Origin of the sequence: Bdellovibrio sp. KM01, from assembly GCF_013752535.1 — a bacterium.
In the GTDB taxonomy this organism is placed as follows: Bacteria; Bdellovibrionota; Bdellovibrionia; order Bdellovibrionales; family Bdellovibrionaceae; genus Bdellovibrio.
Window position 1 is genome coordinate 993,364 of sequence record NZ_CP058348.1, and the last position, 13,501, is coordinate 1,006,864.

The 13,501-nt window shown below is 45.2% G+C and carries 15 protein-coding genes; 9 read left to right on the forward strand and 6 right to left on the reverse strand.

The genetic code is table 11. The features are described 5' to 3' along the window. The first annotated feature begins 91 nt into the window (after window positions 1–91). Complete coding sequence (locus HW988_RS04910; protein ID WP_181606462.1) at window positions 92–574, forward strand: hypothetical protein; 483 nt, start codon at window positions 92–94, stop codon at window positions 572–574. Here HW988_RS04910 and HW988_RS04915 read toward each other — a convergent pair. The 3 genes from HW988_RS04915 to HW988_RS04925 all read right to left on the reverse strand — a co-directional run bounded on the left by HW988_RS04915 (window position 571) and on the right by HW988_RS04925 (window position 3,190). After that, the gene (locus HW988_RS04915) at window positions 571–1,839 is read right to left on the reverse strand and encodes a hypothetical protein (protein ID WP_181606463.1); all 1,269 of its coding nucleotides are present in this window, start codon (window positions 1,837–1,839) and stop codon (window positions 571–573) included. The two genes, HW988_RS04910 and HW988_RS04915, sit on opposite strands and share 4 nt — an antisense overlap. Before the next feature lie 101 nt (window positions 1,840–1,940). Next, window positions 1,941–2,819 (reverse strand): TIGR02285 family protein, encoded by an 879-nt coding sequence (locus HW988_RS04920; protein ID WP_255490204.1) that lies wholly within the window; start codon window positions 2,817–2,819, stop codon window positions 1,941–1,943. 17 nt (window positions 2,820–2,836) lie between these two features. Next, window positions 2,837–3,190: a metallophosphoesterase gene (locus tag HW988_RS04925; RefSeq protein ID WP_220128798.1), complete on the reverse strand. Its 354-nt coding sequence runs from the start codon at window positions 3,188–3,190 to the stop codon at window positions 2,837–2,839. Between the two features lie 357 nt (window positions 3,191–3,547). Here HW988_RS04925 and HW988_RS04935 point away from each other — a divergent pair, with 357 nt between their 5' ends. From HW988_RS04935 to HW988_RS04945, 3 genes are all read left to right on the forward strand, one after another. Next, window positions 3,548–3,931, forward strand: coding sequence for a hypothetical protein (locus tag HW988_RS04935; protein WP_181606466.1), 384 nt, complete (start codon window positions 3,548–3,550; stop codon window positions 3,929–3,931). Window positions 3,932–4,041: 110 nt separating this feature from the next. After that, complete coding sequence (locus HW988_RS04940) at window positions 4,042–5,289, forward strand: alpha/beta fold hydrolase (protein WP_181606467.1); 1,248 nt, start codon at window positions 4,042–4,044, stop codon at window positions 5,287–5,289. 206 nt (window positions 5,290–5,495) lie between these two features. Next, window positions 5,496–6,584, forward strand: coding sequence for a VWA domain-containing protein (locus HW988_RS04945; protein WP_220128799.1), 1,089 nt, complete (start codon window positions 5,496–5,498; stop codon window positions 6,582–6,584). Window positions 6,585–6,662: 78 nt separating this feature from the next. On the opposite strand, the gene HW988_RS04950 is transcribed toward HW988_RS04945, so the two are convergent. Continuing rightward, window positions 6,663–7,133, reverse strand: a complete 471-nt coding sequence (locus HW988_RS04950) for a DUF3011 domain-containing protein (protein ID WP_181606469.1) — start codon at window positions 7,131–7,133, stop codon at window positions 6,663–6,665. A gap of 144 nt (window positions 7,134–7,277) precedes the next feature. Here HW988_RS04950 and HW988_RS04955 point away from each other — a divergent pair, with 144 nt between their 5' ends. Next, complete coding sequence (locus HW988_RS04955) at window positions 7,278–7,790, forward strand: hypothetical protein (protein ID WP_181606470.1); 513 nt, start codon at window positions 7,278–7,280, stop codon at window positions 7,788–7,790. Here HW988_RS04955 and HW988_RS04960 read toward each other — a convergent pair. Continuing rightward, window positions 7,780–8,676, reverse strand: a complete 897-nt coding sequence (locus tag HW988_RS04960; protein WP_181606471.1) for a LysR family transcriptional regulator — start codon at window positions 8,674–8,676, stop codon at window positions 7,780–7,782. The genes HW988_RS04955 and HW988_RS04960 overlap by 11 nt on opposite strands. 105 nt (window positions 8,677–8,781) lie before the next feature. Between HW988_RS04960 and HW988_RS04965 the strand changes: the two genes are divergently transcribed. From HW988_RS04965 to HW988_RS04975, 3 genes are all read left to right on the forward strand, one after another. Beyond that, window positions 8,782–9,831 (forward strand): NAD(P)-dependent alcohol dehydrogenase, encoded by a 1,050-nt coding sequence (locus tag HW988_RS04965; protein WP_181606472.1) that lies wholly within the window; start codon window positions 8,782–8,784, stop codon window positions 9,829–9,831. 16 nt (window positions 9,832–9,847) lie between these two features. Continuing rightward, window positions 9,848–10,828: an aldo/keto reductase gene (locus HW988_RS04970; protein ID WP_181606473.1), complete on the forward strand. Its 981-nt coding sequence runs from the start codon at window positions 9,848–9,850 to the stop codon at window positions 10,826–10,828. Between the two features lie 226 nt (window positions 10,829–11,054). Continuing rightward, window positions 11,055–11,810, forward strand: coding sequence for a hypothetical protein (locus HW988_RS04975; RefSeq protein WP_181606474.1), 756 nt, complete (start codon window positions 11,055–11,057; stop codon window positions 11,808–11,810). On the opposite strand, the gene HW988_RS04980 is transcribed toward HW988_RS04975, so the two are convergent. Further along, window positions 11,807–12,256, reverse strand: coding sequence for a YaiI/YqxD family protein (locus tag HW988_RS04980; RefSeq protein ID WP_181606475.1), 450 nt, complete (start codon window positions 12,254–12,256; stop codon window positions 11,807–11,809). The two genes, HW988_RS04975 and HW988_RS04980, sit on opposite strands and share 4 nt — an antisense overlap. Before the next feature lie 29 nt (window positions 12,257–12,285). On the opposite strand from HW988_RS04980, the gene HW988_RS04985 reads away from it, so the two are divergent. Then, window positions 12,286–13,500 (forward strand): cation:proton antiporter, encoded by a 1,215-nt coding sequence (locus HW988_RS04985; RefSeq protein ID WP_181606476.1) that lies wholly within the window; start codon window positions 12,286–12,288, stop codon window positions 13,498–13,500. Window position 13,501 lies beyond the last annotated feature (1 nt).

Genomic DNA, 13,501 nt, shown 5'->3' on the forward strand with positions numbered 1-13,501 from the left:
GAATTTACTATACTCCAGTTTTGACTCCAAAAAGGTATTGTCGACAGTCAAAGCCCTTGCCTAGCACTGCGTATTCTTTCAAAATGATCTCATGATTCAAAAAGCCAACGGTGATGCCATTGAAGTTATTCTCGAGGGACCGATCAGCGAGAAAACAGAAATCTTTGATATTAAGATTCAAAATTTCAAAGATATTAAATTGAACATGGCCAAGGTGACCTTCATCAATTCCATTGGTGTAAAAAACTGGATCTCGTGGGCCACGCGCATGGCGACGGGGGCGAAACTGACTTTGGAAGAATGCCCTTACGTTATCGTGAATCAGGTGAACATCGTTCATGGGTTCGTTCCTAAAAACTCCGTCATCACGTCTTTCTTTGCTCCCTTTTTATGTGATGCCTGTTCTCATGAACAGGTCTTAAAATTGGAAAATGGCGTGCATTATAAATACGCACAAAATCAACTGCCTCACGAAGTGAACTTGCCTGAAGTTATTTGCGCTAAATGTGGCGCTGTGATGGAGCCGGATTTCATGGTCGATAAAACTTTTGGATTTCTAAAAGAAAAAACCTAGTTCAGATATTTCTTCAAAACATCGTGCATGGATTTTTTGTGCAGGGGAGTAAAGCCCTTGTCATTTTCGGTGGTGTTTTCATCCACTAAAACTTGCCACATTCCAAAGCCGCTCATCCAAGGCCATTGCGGCTCCCAGAAGGCTTTCAAAAAAGATTCCCAAGCTGCAGACTGGTGGGCGAGATTCAATTTTCCTTTGCTGCTTTCGTAGGCGGCGGGCTCCAGAAAACAATTTTCCACACTCGCGTAACCGACCTCTTGAATGTAGGCTGGCTTTTCCGCACCCAAGGTCAGTGCGATTTCTGTAAGGACTGTATCTAATTGTGAAGCATGAGATTGGGGGCGCGCTTCCAGTTGACGAAGCAAAGTGGAATAGTCGGTCGAGAACTTTTCATGGGAACTGGCTAAAGCACGGTAGTAATCAAAACCGACCACATCCAGGGAGTTCCATAACTCTTGCAGATCTTTTTGGTGTTTTTGATTTGCTGGCTTTTCAAAAGTTTCTGTCAGATAAAACTTCCACTGTTCAATTTCGCCACCAACGATTTTTTGACCGCCAACTTGAACATACTGATCCGTATAGTTGATACCATAGGTGATTTTAGTTTCTGCGCCCAAAATTTCACGGGCCTTACGAATCATCTCGACCCATTTTGCCGGGTAACCTAACCGCCACGTGGGCTCCCGATCTCCCAAGCCTGATGTCATTGAGTTCATCTCGGCACCGATCGAATACATGTCAGCGCCAGCCTTCGCAGCCAGTTTCAGATAACGTTCGTGATATTTATAGTAACTCGCAAACCATGCATCGGGATTTTTGGGTTGGATATTTCCGTGCCACCAGTAAATGTTTTTCTTTTCGATGTAAGGGAATTCTCCCTTAGGACCGACCACCAATAAAATAGGACGGAAAGAAACGCTTAAGCCCAATGACTTTGCGTAATCGACGGTTTGTAAAACTAATTTTTCTTCTATCGCTTGTTCTTTGACGGGAACCACGGGACGGATATCTGAACTTACACCGGTGATCATATGTGCGCGAAAATTTAAAATAACGGATTTAAATCCCAGCTCTTTGGCGGAATTTAAAATGGAACGAACGCGCTCACCTTGGGCCGAGGAATCCACCGTGAAACCCCAGGACTGATAAGTCATCAGGTGAAGACCAGCAACTGGCTTCGTTTGTGCGAAAGCCAATGCAGACAACAAAACCACAGAAATCGTGATTAAGAATGTACGCAAAATTGCTTGGCAGATTAACTTCATTGCCTTGAAGTAATAAACCCCAGAGGGTTGGTCAACTTAAGGGGTATTGCTCACTGCAGAAGTATGATCTTCTGCGGTCCGTCACGGAAAAGTGGCCGATTTTAATTATTCTCGCGCATTTCTTTACGCGGTTTTTCTAAGCGTTTTTGGTCTTCGCTGGTCAACCAACGGTCCACTCCTTTGCGGATCTCATCCAGGATTTCGGGATCGTTTTTCAGAATTTTATTAACTTGGTCGATTACCGACTTACCCCATTCATTGCGGGGGCAGGCCACCACAACACCAACAATGGGTTTGTTATCCGAAAGGGGCAAGTGAACGACCCGATCCTTGGATTTTAAATATTCATTATAATAAAAAGCCTCAAACGGATATCCCAAGGTGTATTGGATGCGATCACTTTGTAACATCTGATGCACTTTCAAACTGGTGCTAATGGTGATGATCTTTGGATTTTTCTGATACTGATTTTTTACCAAGACTTCGTCAATACCGACGCCATATAACCGGCCCACACCTAATTTCCAGTGAGGCTTTTTATCCAGGAATTTTTGCAAGGAGTACGGTTCCAAAGATTGAGTTTCTTTGATCTTACTTTTCTTTAGTAAAATGCCATTTGATGGAATAACGAAAACCGGTTTGGAAAAATAAAATAATTTGTGCCACTCCGGGGTATCCAACCAGCCGGCGTTGCAAGCATAGGTTCCTTTTTCGGCTTCAACCAAAACGCGTTGAACGGTACTGATTAAGGAGTCGTGGGAATACTGAGAGAGTTTTTTCGTGATGATTTTTTCTGTGATGTCCAAAAGGCCTTGTCCTTGATAAGGCCCTTCAAGAATGAATATCGGAGGATCATCCCATCTCATCCAAGTGATAACATGGGGATCTTTGGTTTGGGCCTGGGTATAGAGCGCCATAAGGGTCGCCATAAGGAAAATGCCTGATTTCATTTGACCAATTTTACCGAGACGAATGCTCATGTCCACTTACAACCAGGTTAGTTGGCTTTAAAGCTTAATTCCACCATGACGATTTCCGGCGGTACTCTAAAACGCACAGGCAAAATACTGTTTCCTGTGCCACTCGTCACAAGAATGTGATGTTCTTTTTCGCTGATGAGTCCATAGCGATACCGATCACCGTAACGAGAAGGCGTGATCGGTGCACCGACGATAGGAAAGTTCACCTGACCACCGTGAGTATGTCCCGCCAGCATCAAGGAAATATCTTTTTTAGTTTCAGGAAAGACATCGGGATTGTGAGTAAGGCCAATTGTTGGCAGATCTGATTTTTTATAACTCGCGATAAAATCTAAAAGCTCTTTGTCTTCCCAAAAATCACCGAAGCCCACCAAATGAAAGGGATGATCTTTCGTTCAAGTCGGGCTTCATCGCCAAAATATCTTCCCAAATGAACATCCGAAACCACACCGATACGCAAAGCCGGCAGTGACTTTTCATGAGAGAACTGCAGCGCATAGTTTTGCACTGTCAATGATCTAGGTTCCAACCAAAAAGCCCAGGCCGCCAGAACCCCCGCCGAAAAAATCAGAACACCCGTTAGTAGCTTAAACGCGAACTTTTTTCCTAAATTGATCATTGTTTGAAGGGTAACACTGGCTCTTAGCCTCAGCAAGGGCGGCGAGGGTGAAGCAGACTTTGACTCCATAGAAAACTAAGGGAGAATAAGTGCACCGGGGGATTCTTCAGTGAAGTTCATTCTAGCTATTTTCGCAGTTCTCACTTTGATGGTGGGTTGCAGTTCAAAACCACCCAGCTCACGTTATATTATCAACTCCATCAATACCGCAGACCTGGATGACTCTAAGTCCATATCCCGCAACGAATTTAAAATGTATTTCCAAGGCCGTTACAGTCAAATTGACGCTGGGGATACCGGCCGAGTGCCCGCTAAAAAGCTTTGTCCAGGGATCTTGGCTCCCAAGTTCTGTGAGGGTGCTGATACCAATAAAGACGGCATTATTACTCTGGATGAGCTTTTTAATCGTCTAGACCGCGAGTTTGATCGTGTGAACGTCGATAAAAAACCTGATTTGTCCTACAAAGAGTTCCACCAAGCACTGTTGCCTTAAGGACTCAGTTGCTCTGTTTAAGGGGCCCTAATTAGTAACTTCTTGCCTATTTCACCAAACTTTCTTAAAAAGTGCGCCGGCCCTAGGCGCCGTTAAGAAAGTTTTTTGATATGTCGTTCGTTTCTTTCGTTTTAGTTTCTATTTTTGCTCTGAATGTCTTTGCCGCTGAAATTCCTGATTTTCTAAAAAATCCGTTTGCTGCGACGATCACTTCCACACTGATTCTTCCTGAAAGCAATAAATCCATCATTCGCGGATCAGTAACGGTTATGCCGTCTCGTAAAACTGTTCCTTTGATGGAGCGAGTTTCTGATTTCAATTACAACTATCGCCTGCGTGCTGATAGCACGGCTCCGCTGGTGTTCATCATTCCAGGAACGGGTGGGACTGCTGAATCTGCAGCTGCTTTGGTGCTGGCTGAGCAAATGTTTAAAATCGGTTATCACGTTGTGACGGTGGATAATCCTTTCTCTTGGAAATTTACAGTAGCTGGCAGCAAAAGCGGATTGCCTGGATTTACTCCGCGCGATTCCGCGGATCTTTACACCGCTCTTTTGAAAACGACGAAAGCCCTTAAAAACGACCACGGTATCAAACCACGCAGCTTTAATCTGATTGGTTATTCCATTGGTGGCTTGCAGGCGTTTTTCATGAAAAAGCACGATGACCAGGCGGGGAATTTCAAATTCGCGAAAGTTCTTACTATCAATCCTCCGGCTGATTTGTTGTTCGCAATTCAAAAACTGGATCGCCTGGCAGAGCTAGAACAAAAGCTGACGAAAACCGAAAAACAAAATATTGGTTTCAAAGTTCAACGGGTGACTGATTTGGTGATGGGCAATAAGATTGACCTTAAAAACCCTCGCCAAATTGATCAGGTTTTTAAACAAGAAGCCTTCACTGACGTTGAAATGGCTTACCTGATCGGTAAAGAGTTCCGCGACAGCCTGGGGGACTTGGTCTTCGCTTCTCAGCAGGTTCATGATCTGGGCATTTTGAAAAGCCCGGTGAGCAAATACAAACGCAACGCCCGCAATGCCGAAGCTCGAGCCGTGCCTTTCGTGCGCTATATGAATCAGTTCCTTCTTCCCAATTTGAAACGCACTCAAGGTGCTGACTATTCGGTTGAGCAATTGAATCACGACGCCAGCATTTATCAATTCGCTGATTATATCCGCGAGAACCAAAATCTGTACTTCATCGACAGTGCTGATGATTTGGTTTCTAAGTCCGAAGACATCGCCTGGATGAAGGCTCAATTCGGGGATCGTGCTTTTGTTTTGCCATTCGGTGGCCACTGTGGATTCTTTCAAGTTCCTGCGTTTCAAGGACGCTTACAGAACATTTTCAAATACTAAGTTGGAGTCATTTTTGGAGCATGTTCATATCCGGTACATGCTCAAAAGTTATCAATATCGCTTCAAGTACCCGGAATCGGGTGCTTTTTTTCTTTAAATAATCATTCTCACAAAATTTAAACGACACCTGATCCCTGCCGATAGTGAATTGAATAGATCTGTCGGGAACGCATCTTGCTTTAATCATCAAGTACGTGGGGGGCCATGTGAGAAAATTAGTACTTATTGTTTCAGCTTTACTGACAATAGTGAGTTTTCAAAATTGCGCTGAACAAAGCTATAATTTTGCTGAGACTGACACCAACGCCGGTGCTGGAGTAGTGCCAGCGACAGAATCTAAAAGCCAAAGCTTTGCTTCGCAATCCACAGCTAAATCTATTGATATGGTTTGGGTGATCGACAATTCCGTATCAATGGTGCAAAACGTGAATCGCGTGAAAGCGAACTTCAAAGCCTTTGTTGAAAATCTTGATAGCAAGATCGATATCCGTGTGGCTTTGATTTCTCGTTCTGAGGCGTCTAGCATCAACACGCAAATCGCGCTGGCTGACTATACATCTAATGGTAAGCAAGTTCATTTCATGGTGCATAGTTATAACCCGATGCTGGTGGCGGCACTATCAACGTGCCCAGCTTCACCTGATAAAAGCGATGTGCTTTGCTCGACTCTAAAAGGTAACAGCCGCTATGCAGGGGCTTATGGCTCCTTAAACTCATTCTTTAGAAGTGGTTCACAGAAAGTCTTTGTCTTTGTATCGGACGACGACTCAAGCAATGTCTCGGCGAATACCAGCATTCAGTATGACTCTGTTTCTGATCCAAAAAGCTATGATAATATCAAAGTGTCTTCATTGACAGAAAACGTGGATTACATCACGCCAGCCACTTTCCAAGCGCGTATGACGAAAGCCTTCGGTAGTGCCACCGCAGTTAAGAGTTTTGGTTTTCTGGCTTACGATAAAGCCAGCAGTCCTTGCTTGGCGCGTACAAGTGTAAACTATCAGTCTTTGATTAAAAGCTCTGGTGGTGCGCACTTTAATATCTGTAACTCGGACTGGAGTTCTGCATTTAGCACGCTGACAACTCGTGTGGTGGATTTTGCTAAAAACACTTACGCAGTGGCGGATGATTCATTCTTGGGAATTGATTATGTCGAGCTTAACGGTTCAAAACTTCTGGCAGACAAAGATTTCACGGTGAGTGGTAACACGGTGACGTTGAATTCTTCGCTGTTATCGCAAGTGGGAAATTACTCGATTGTGGTGCACTATGTGCGCGGAGTGGTTGAAAAGTAGTTCATTGTTACAATCTTTAAAAAGAAAAACCGGAAGCCTGATAAGCTTCCGGTTTTTCTTTTTCCGTAGGCAAGCTGATTAGTAGCGCTCGATAGCGAAAACGGCGCGGCAACCTTTATCGACCCAGATATAATTTCCAGTCAGACCAAAGTTTCTGTTTTGCTCGCAACGAGTGTTAGAGCGTTGTTTTGCCAAATAGAAATTGCGGATGCCATAAGGATCAACGTAGCAAGTGTTGTAACGGTTGCCCTGAGATTCACAAGTCACGTATTCAATGCGTGGTTGGCTTGGGGGACGAGGTGGATTGTGCGGACCACCATGGCCTGGATTGCCAGGGTAGCCTGGATTTGGACGAGGACCACGATCATCACGACCGCCTCCGCGACGGTCATCGCGATCATCACCGCGTCGGTCGTCACCACGACGATCATCAAATCCTGGGCGGCGAGGTGCCGCAATCTCTTCACTGTCAGCATAATCAAAATCATAGGCATGTGCAGTGTGAGCCAGTGCGCAAAGTGCAATCATCGATAGAATCATTCTTTTCATATCATCTTCCTTTGTAAGTGGTGTCTTTCTGACGATAACGTCGTTTCGAGAACCCTTACTGCGAGGACCATGCCTGTTCTTTCTGGGGTCATAAAGAACCATTTAGTTTGCCTCGCGAAACAATAGTTTCTTATACTAAGGGGCATGAAGATTTCTAAAATTCTCTCGATCATCCTCAGCATTTTCATTCTTGGATTCGCGTGGTTTTTTAGTGTGAATCAGCCCCTTGAATCATCCACGCTAAAAAAGGAAAACGTCGTGTTGTCACCGCGCTCTCGAGAGGAAATGCTGCTATCTTTAAGGTGTGTGGGCTTTACAGGAAGCTGTGAAATCCCGGAAGTAGGATTGAAACTTGTGATGTCTTTCGAGGGCTCGCAATTCGCAAAACCCATCCCAAAATTTTTGAATATCAGCGGCTTCGGAGACAACAAAGGCTGGGGGACTCAAACACATTACTTTGGCCACCGCGTGTTGACGATCTCAAACCCACAAGGAATTGAAGTGGCAAAACTCCACCAGCAATTGTGGAATACTGGTGCATACGCCGACTTCAGCCAAATCCTGGCATTTGATTTAGCCGCCAAAAAACTTTTCATCTCCGCCGGCCAATGGGGTTTCAATAACGCGCAAGACTTTGCCTACGTCGTTACTTTTTAATATAAGCTTTCACATGGTCAATGAACGCGCGAAGCTTGGGTAGAATTTGTGAGCGACTTGGATAGTATAAGTAAAATCCTTCGCTCTCTGCTGCATAGCTTGCCAAAGCGACCTCAAGTTTTCCGGATTTCACCTTTTCTTTGATGTTTTCTTCAGCAGCATAAACTAAACCGTGACCCGCGATAGCGGCATCTAGCATCAAGTTTGAATCACTAAAGATTAAATTGCCTTTGACGTGCACTTGAAAGTCTTTGCCGCGCTCTTGGAATTCCCAACGATCATACAAGCCTCCGCCCAAGCGAATCAGAATGCAGTTGTGGGATAAAAGATCGCGCGGTTTTTTAGGGCGGCCATGTTTGTCAAAATATTTTGGAGATCCTGCAACTACAAAGCGAACCGGGCCATAAAGTTTCGTGGCGATCACATCTTTTGCCAAGATATCGGACAGTCTGACGCCAGCATCAAAGCCGCTCTCAAAAATGTCGCTCGCATAGTCTTCCAAATAGAGCTCTACAGTGACCTCGGGGTACTTTTTAATAAAGCTGGAAACTATTGGCTCCATAAAGGAATGATAAAGCGAGCGTGGCATGTTGAGGCGTAACAATCCCGACGGCTTTGTGCCTAAAGTTCCCACGCTGTCCATGGCATTTAGAATTTGATCAAGGGCGGGCCCAGCTTCAGACAGAAAACGCTGACCTGCTTCTGTTAATGAAGTTGTGCGCGTCGTTCGAGTCAATAGAGTCACTCCCAGTCGTGTCTCAAGTTGGCGAATCATCTGACTGATGGCAGAGGGGGAGACGTCGAGCTCTGAGGCTGCCGCGGTGAAGTTACGCTTCTCTGCGACCAGTTTCAAAGCCAGCAGGCCATCTAATCTGTTTTTATCCATTATGAAGCACTCCTTAACAGCACGTGAAGTAAACCCCTATTTTTCTTAATGAACATCAGGGCTATTCTTTTGGCAAAGGTTATCTCATAAATCAGGGAGAAATAGATGATTCAAGCAAAAGGCATGGCAGCCATGGCTGCTAAAGAAGCGTTAGTTCCATACTCATTCGAAAGACGCGAGCCTAAAGAGCACGACGTTGTTATCGACATCAGGTACTGTGGCATTTGCCATTCCGATATTCATATGACCCGAGAAGAATGGGGAGCAGGCTCTCCCTTTCCCATGGTGCCAGGGCACGAGATCGCAGGGATCGTTAGTGCGGTCGGCAGCAAAGTAACAAAGCACAAAGTCGGTGATCATGTCGGTGTCGGTTGCTTGGTCGACTCTTGTGCTGAGTGTGCGCATTGCAAGCAAGACCTTGAACAATACTGCATTGAGGGACAAACGGGAACATATGGCGCGATGGAGCGTGACGGCTCTGCAGTCACTCAAGGCGGATACTCGAATGTGATCGTCGTTAAAGACGACTTCGTTTTACAAATTCCAAAATCGCTTCCGCTGGATAAAGCAGCTCCACTTCTGTGTGCGGGTATTACTGTTTACTCTCCACTCAATCATTGGAATGCGGGCCCAGGCAAAAAGGTCGCCATTATGGGACTTGGTGGTTTGGGCCATATGGGAGTGAAAATCGCACGAGCGATGGGAGCTGAAGTCACAGTACTAAGTCATTCAGAAAAAAAACGCGAAGACGCGCTGAAGCTGGGTGCCCATCACTTCCTGGTTGCAAAAACACAGGACGTCTTTCAGCAAAATGCCGCAAAATTTGATTTGATCATCAACACGGTCTCTTCGGCAGATATCGATATGACTAGCTATTTCAATTTATTGAAATTAGATGGAACTATGGTCTCTGTAGGGGCGCCGGAAAAACCTTTGTCCGTTAATGTCTTTCCCTTGATCATGATGCGCAGATCTTATGCGGGTTCGGCAATCGGTGGGATCAAAGAGACGCAAGAGATGCTGGATTTCTGTGCGAAACACAACATCACACCAGAGATCGAAGTCATCAATCCATCTCAGGTGAATGAAGCCTACGAGCGAGTCCTAAAAAGTGATGTGCGCTATCGCTTCGTTCTGGATATGGGAAAAATCTAAATAAGGGGAGTTTGAAATGAAAAAACGTCAATTAGGAAAAAGCGGATTAGAAGTATCAGCCATTGGTTTTGGCTGTATGGGTTTAAGTTTTGGCTATGCAAATAAGCTAAGCCACAGCGACGCCGTGAAAGTTGTGCAAGCAACAGCAGAGCAAGGCGTTACATTCTTTGATACAGCGGAAGTGTATGGCCCTTATACAAACGAAGAAGTCGTGGGCGAGGCCTTAAAGCCGATTCGCGATAAAGTCGTGATCGCTACTAAGTTCGGTTTTAAAACGGGTGCCTGGACTGAGCTAGATAGTCGTCCCGAACACATTCGGGAAGTCTGTGAAGCATCACTGAAGCGCCTAAAAACCGATTACATCGATTTATTTTATCAGCACAGAGTTGATCCCAGTGTACCTATAGAAGATGTCGCAGGCACCGTTAAAGACCTGATCAAAGAGGGTAAAGTTAAGCACTTTGGCTTGTCTGAAGCTGGCGTCGCGAATATTCGTAAAGCCCACGCAGTTCAACCCGTGACAGCTTTGCAAAGTGAATATTCTTTGTGGTGGAGAGAACCTGAAGATCAAATCATTCCGACTCTTGAAGAGCTGGGAATTGGCTTCGTTCCTTTCAGTCCTTTGGGCAAAGGTTTTCTAACAGGTAAGATTAATGCCGATACAAAATTCGGCGAAGGGGACTTTAGAAATATTGTGCCTCGTTTCAGCGAAGAGAATCTAAAAGCCAATCAAGCATTTGTAGATCTTTTAACTTCGATCGCTAAAGAAAAGAATGCGACCTCAGGTCAGATTGCTTTAGCGTGGATCTTAGAGCAAAAACCTTGGATTGTTCCTATTCCTGGCACAACCAAAGTTGAACGCATGAAAGAAAACTCTGCCGCCGCAGATATCCAACTTTCAGCAAAAGAACTACAAAGTATTCAACAGGGAGCTTCGCACTTAAAGGCTCAAGGCGCGCGGTATCCCGAGCATTTGCAAAAACGTATCGACCGCTAGTTTCTGCTTTTAAAAATAAAGTGAGGCGCATCTACATACAGGTGCGCCTTTTTATTTTTAAGAGATCTCTTCTCCAATTACCTCTACCTTCGTCGCCAATTCTTACGCGTGTTTATAAAACCAACCTCTAGATCTAGCAGTCAAACGGCATAATTTCCCCACAATGACATTTTCGCAAGGCACCCTGCTGTAGTTGCACAAATCAACCGCAACAATGTGAGGGTCAATGACGAAAAATTTCCTATTAACACTGATGATGATCTCCACCGTTGGTCTTGCTACTGTTTCTTGTTCTAAAGCCGAAGGTGATCCAGCATACACAGAGCAATCATTAAGCTCTGAGGGCGAATCCCAAAACACATCTGAAAATTCTGAAACTGCTCAATCTGATTCCGAAGATATCGTTGAACATATCCACGAAGAATACGGAACCATCAATACTGACATTCAAGCACTTGGTTGCTTGAAAGCGACGAAGACACAAGAGAGCTTCGTCGAAACGGGTTTGACGAAAAAAGATCAATTTCTTGCTCAATGTGCCGCTAAAACAGGAAACTCTGCATGGTGTAACCAATTGGTTCGTCCAAATCCAAGCAGCTACAACACGTTCTCTTGCACTTACGGCTCTGAACAAGAACATATCTTGGTCCATCCAGATGAGTGGACTTGGCAGTTTCCAATTGCTGCCGTGAACATTATTAAAGATCTTGAAGCTAAAGGCATTACCGTGGCGATGATCTATAACTGGTGGAGACCAGAGCCCTACAATAAAAACGTAGGAGGTGCAGCTGGCAGACATCCTTATGGAACGTCCGTGGACGTGCGCTTCACAAGCAATGCGATGGCAAACGTAGCTTTTAAAGAACTCTGCAAAATGCGTAAAGTCGGTCGTCTTCGTGCGATCGGACACTATGGAAGTGCTTCACTTCATATCGGTGTCGGTGACAAAACGGCCAACACTTGGGGCAAATACTGTAACTAAGAACGTTTCAACTGTTGGATCACTTGATCCAAGGTGCTCAAAAACTTCGAGCGGTCCTTTTTATCCATTGGTGCGGGGCCGCCACGAACTTCACCCATATGTCTTAGGTTCTGCATAAGCTCGCGAGTGGCAACGGCAGATCCGATGCTATCTTCTGTAAACTCAATACCTTTTGAACCGATCGCTCGCACTTGTTTTTTTACGCAGCGTTCGGCAAGCAGAATGTCGGCAGTGATCACGATATCGCCTTTTTGGGCGTGGTCCACAATCCAGTCGTCAGCGGCATCAAAATCAGTGGAGGCCACGATCATCTGCACGCGTGAGCCCTGCGGAACATTCAGATATTTATTCGCAACAACGAATACTTTCAGTTGATAGCGCTCGGCCACTTTATAAGTTTCATCTTTTACAGGGCAACCGTCAGCGTCGATATAGATGTCTAGCATTTCTAAACACTACCATGTACTATTCAGCCATGCCACATTTAGTACCAAGCTTTTTGACTCTGGTGATTGTTATTTCTGTTGCGCGTTTCTTTGGAATGCTCTTCCGCAAAATGGGTCAACCCTCTGTGATGGGCGAGGTTCTGGGTGGAATTATTCTGGGCCCTTCCGTGGTCGGTTACTTTTTTCCAGGATTTACCGCGTCGGTTTTTCATCCGGAGGCCATGGTTTTCTTAAAGAATATCGCTGAAGTCGGCATCACGCTTTATTTGTTCGTGATGGGACTTGAATTGGATTTACCGCGTTTGCGCCAATCTGCCAAATCAGCAGTACTCATTTCACAAATGAGCATCCTTCTGCCCTTTGTTCTTGGGCTGGGGCTCGCCTATCAGATCTATTCTGGATATGCGCCAGTGGGTATCGGTCCGTTGGAGTTTTCACTTTTTATCGGTGTCTCGTTGTCGATCACGGCGTTTCCGGTTTTGGCGCGTATACTCGCTGATTCACACTTGCATAAAACTCGTTTGGGAGATCTGGCCCTTACGTGTGCCGCGATTGATGATATCACGGCATGGTGTTTGGTGGCGGTGGTTACAGGTCTTTTGGGGGCTTCCATGGGCGGAGCCGGCATCACTATTATTTTAACGATCTTATATGTTTTGATGATGATTTTTATAGTTCGCCCTTGGGTCGAAAAATTTTTACCTCGTCTGGAAAAGTCCTCAGAAAGATTGCCTCAGGCATTACTTGCAGTCGCCGTGCTCGGGGCAATGGGTTCAGCGACGTTGACGGATCTTATCGGCATTCACGCCTTCTTTGGTGCGTTCATGTTTGGTGCGATCATTCCGTATGACAGTTTGATTGCGAAAGACATCACAGCTCGTCTGCAAGACTTTGTTGCGATTTTGTTTTTGCCCGCGTTCTTTGCCCTAACGGGTTTAAAAACTCAGCTTGGCCTTATTTCAGGAACAGAGCACTGGTTTTTATGCTTTACAATCATAGCGCTTGCCATTCTTGGAAAATTTGGTGGAGCTTTTACTGCAGCAAAAGTCTCTGGAAACTCCACCAAAGAATCAGCGGTGTTGGGACTGTTGATGAATACCCGGGGCTTGGTCGAGCTGATCGTTTTGAATATTGGTCTTTCCATCGGAGTTTTGACACCGACACTGTTCACGATGCTTGTGATTATGGCGCTCGTCACAACTTTTATGACGGGCCCTTTGTTGAAATTGGTAGATCGCCGCTAAG

Bases quoted from the DNA above. Each gene is read 5' to 3' on its own strand.
- HW988_RS04910 (WP_181606462.1), top strand. From the start codon at position 92: ATGATTCAAAAAGCCAACGGTGATGCCATTGAAGTTATTCTCGAGGGA.
- HW988_RS04985 (WP_181606476.1), top strand. From the start codon at position 12,286: ATGCCACATTTAGTACCAAGCTTTTTGACTCTGGTGATTGTTATTTCT.
- HW988_RS04950 (WP_181606469.1), bottom strand. From the start codon at position 7,133: ATGAAAAGAATGATTCTATCGATGATTGCACTTTGCGCACTGGCTCAC.
- HW988_RS04970 (WP_181606473.1), top strand. From the start codon at position 9,848: ATGAAAAAACGTCAATTAGGAAAAAGCGGATTAGAAGTATCAGCCATT.
- HW988_RS04965 (WP_181606472.1), top strand. From the start codon at position 8,782: ATGATTCAAGCAAAAGGCATGGCAGCCATGGCTGCTAAAGAAGCGTTA.
- HW988_RS04980 (WP_181606475.1), bottom strand. From the start codon at position 12,256: ATGCTAGACATCTATATCGACGCTGACGGTTGCCCTGTAAAAGATGAA.
- HW988_RS04940 (WP_181606467.1), top strand. From the start codon at position 4,042: ATGTCGTTCGTTTCTTTCGTTTTAGTTTCTATTTTTGCTCTGAATGTC.
- HW988_RS04975 (WP_181606474.1), top strand. From the start codon at position 11,055: ATGACGAAAAATTTCCTATTAACACTGATGATGATCTCCACCGTTGGT.
- HW988_RS04920 (WP_255490204.1), bottom strand. From the start codon at position 2,819: ATGAGCATTCGTCTCGGTAAAATTGGTCAAATGAAATCAGGCATTTTC.
- HW988_RS04955 (WP_181606470.1), top strand. From the start codon at position 7,278: ATGAAGATTTCTAAAATTCTCTCGATCATCCTCAGCATTTTCATTCTT.
- HW988_RS04915 (WP_181606463.1), bottom strand. From the start codon at position 1,839: ATGAAGTTAATCTGCCAAGCAATTTTGCGTACATTCTTAATCACGATT.
- HW988_RS04960 (WP_181606471.1), bottom strand. From the start codon at position 8,676: ATGGATAAAAACAGATTAGATGGCCTGCTGGCTTTGAAACTGGTCGCA.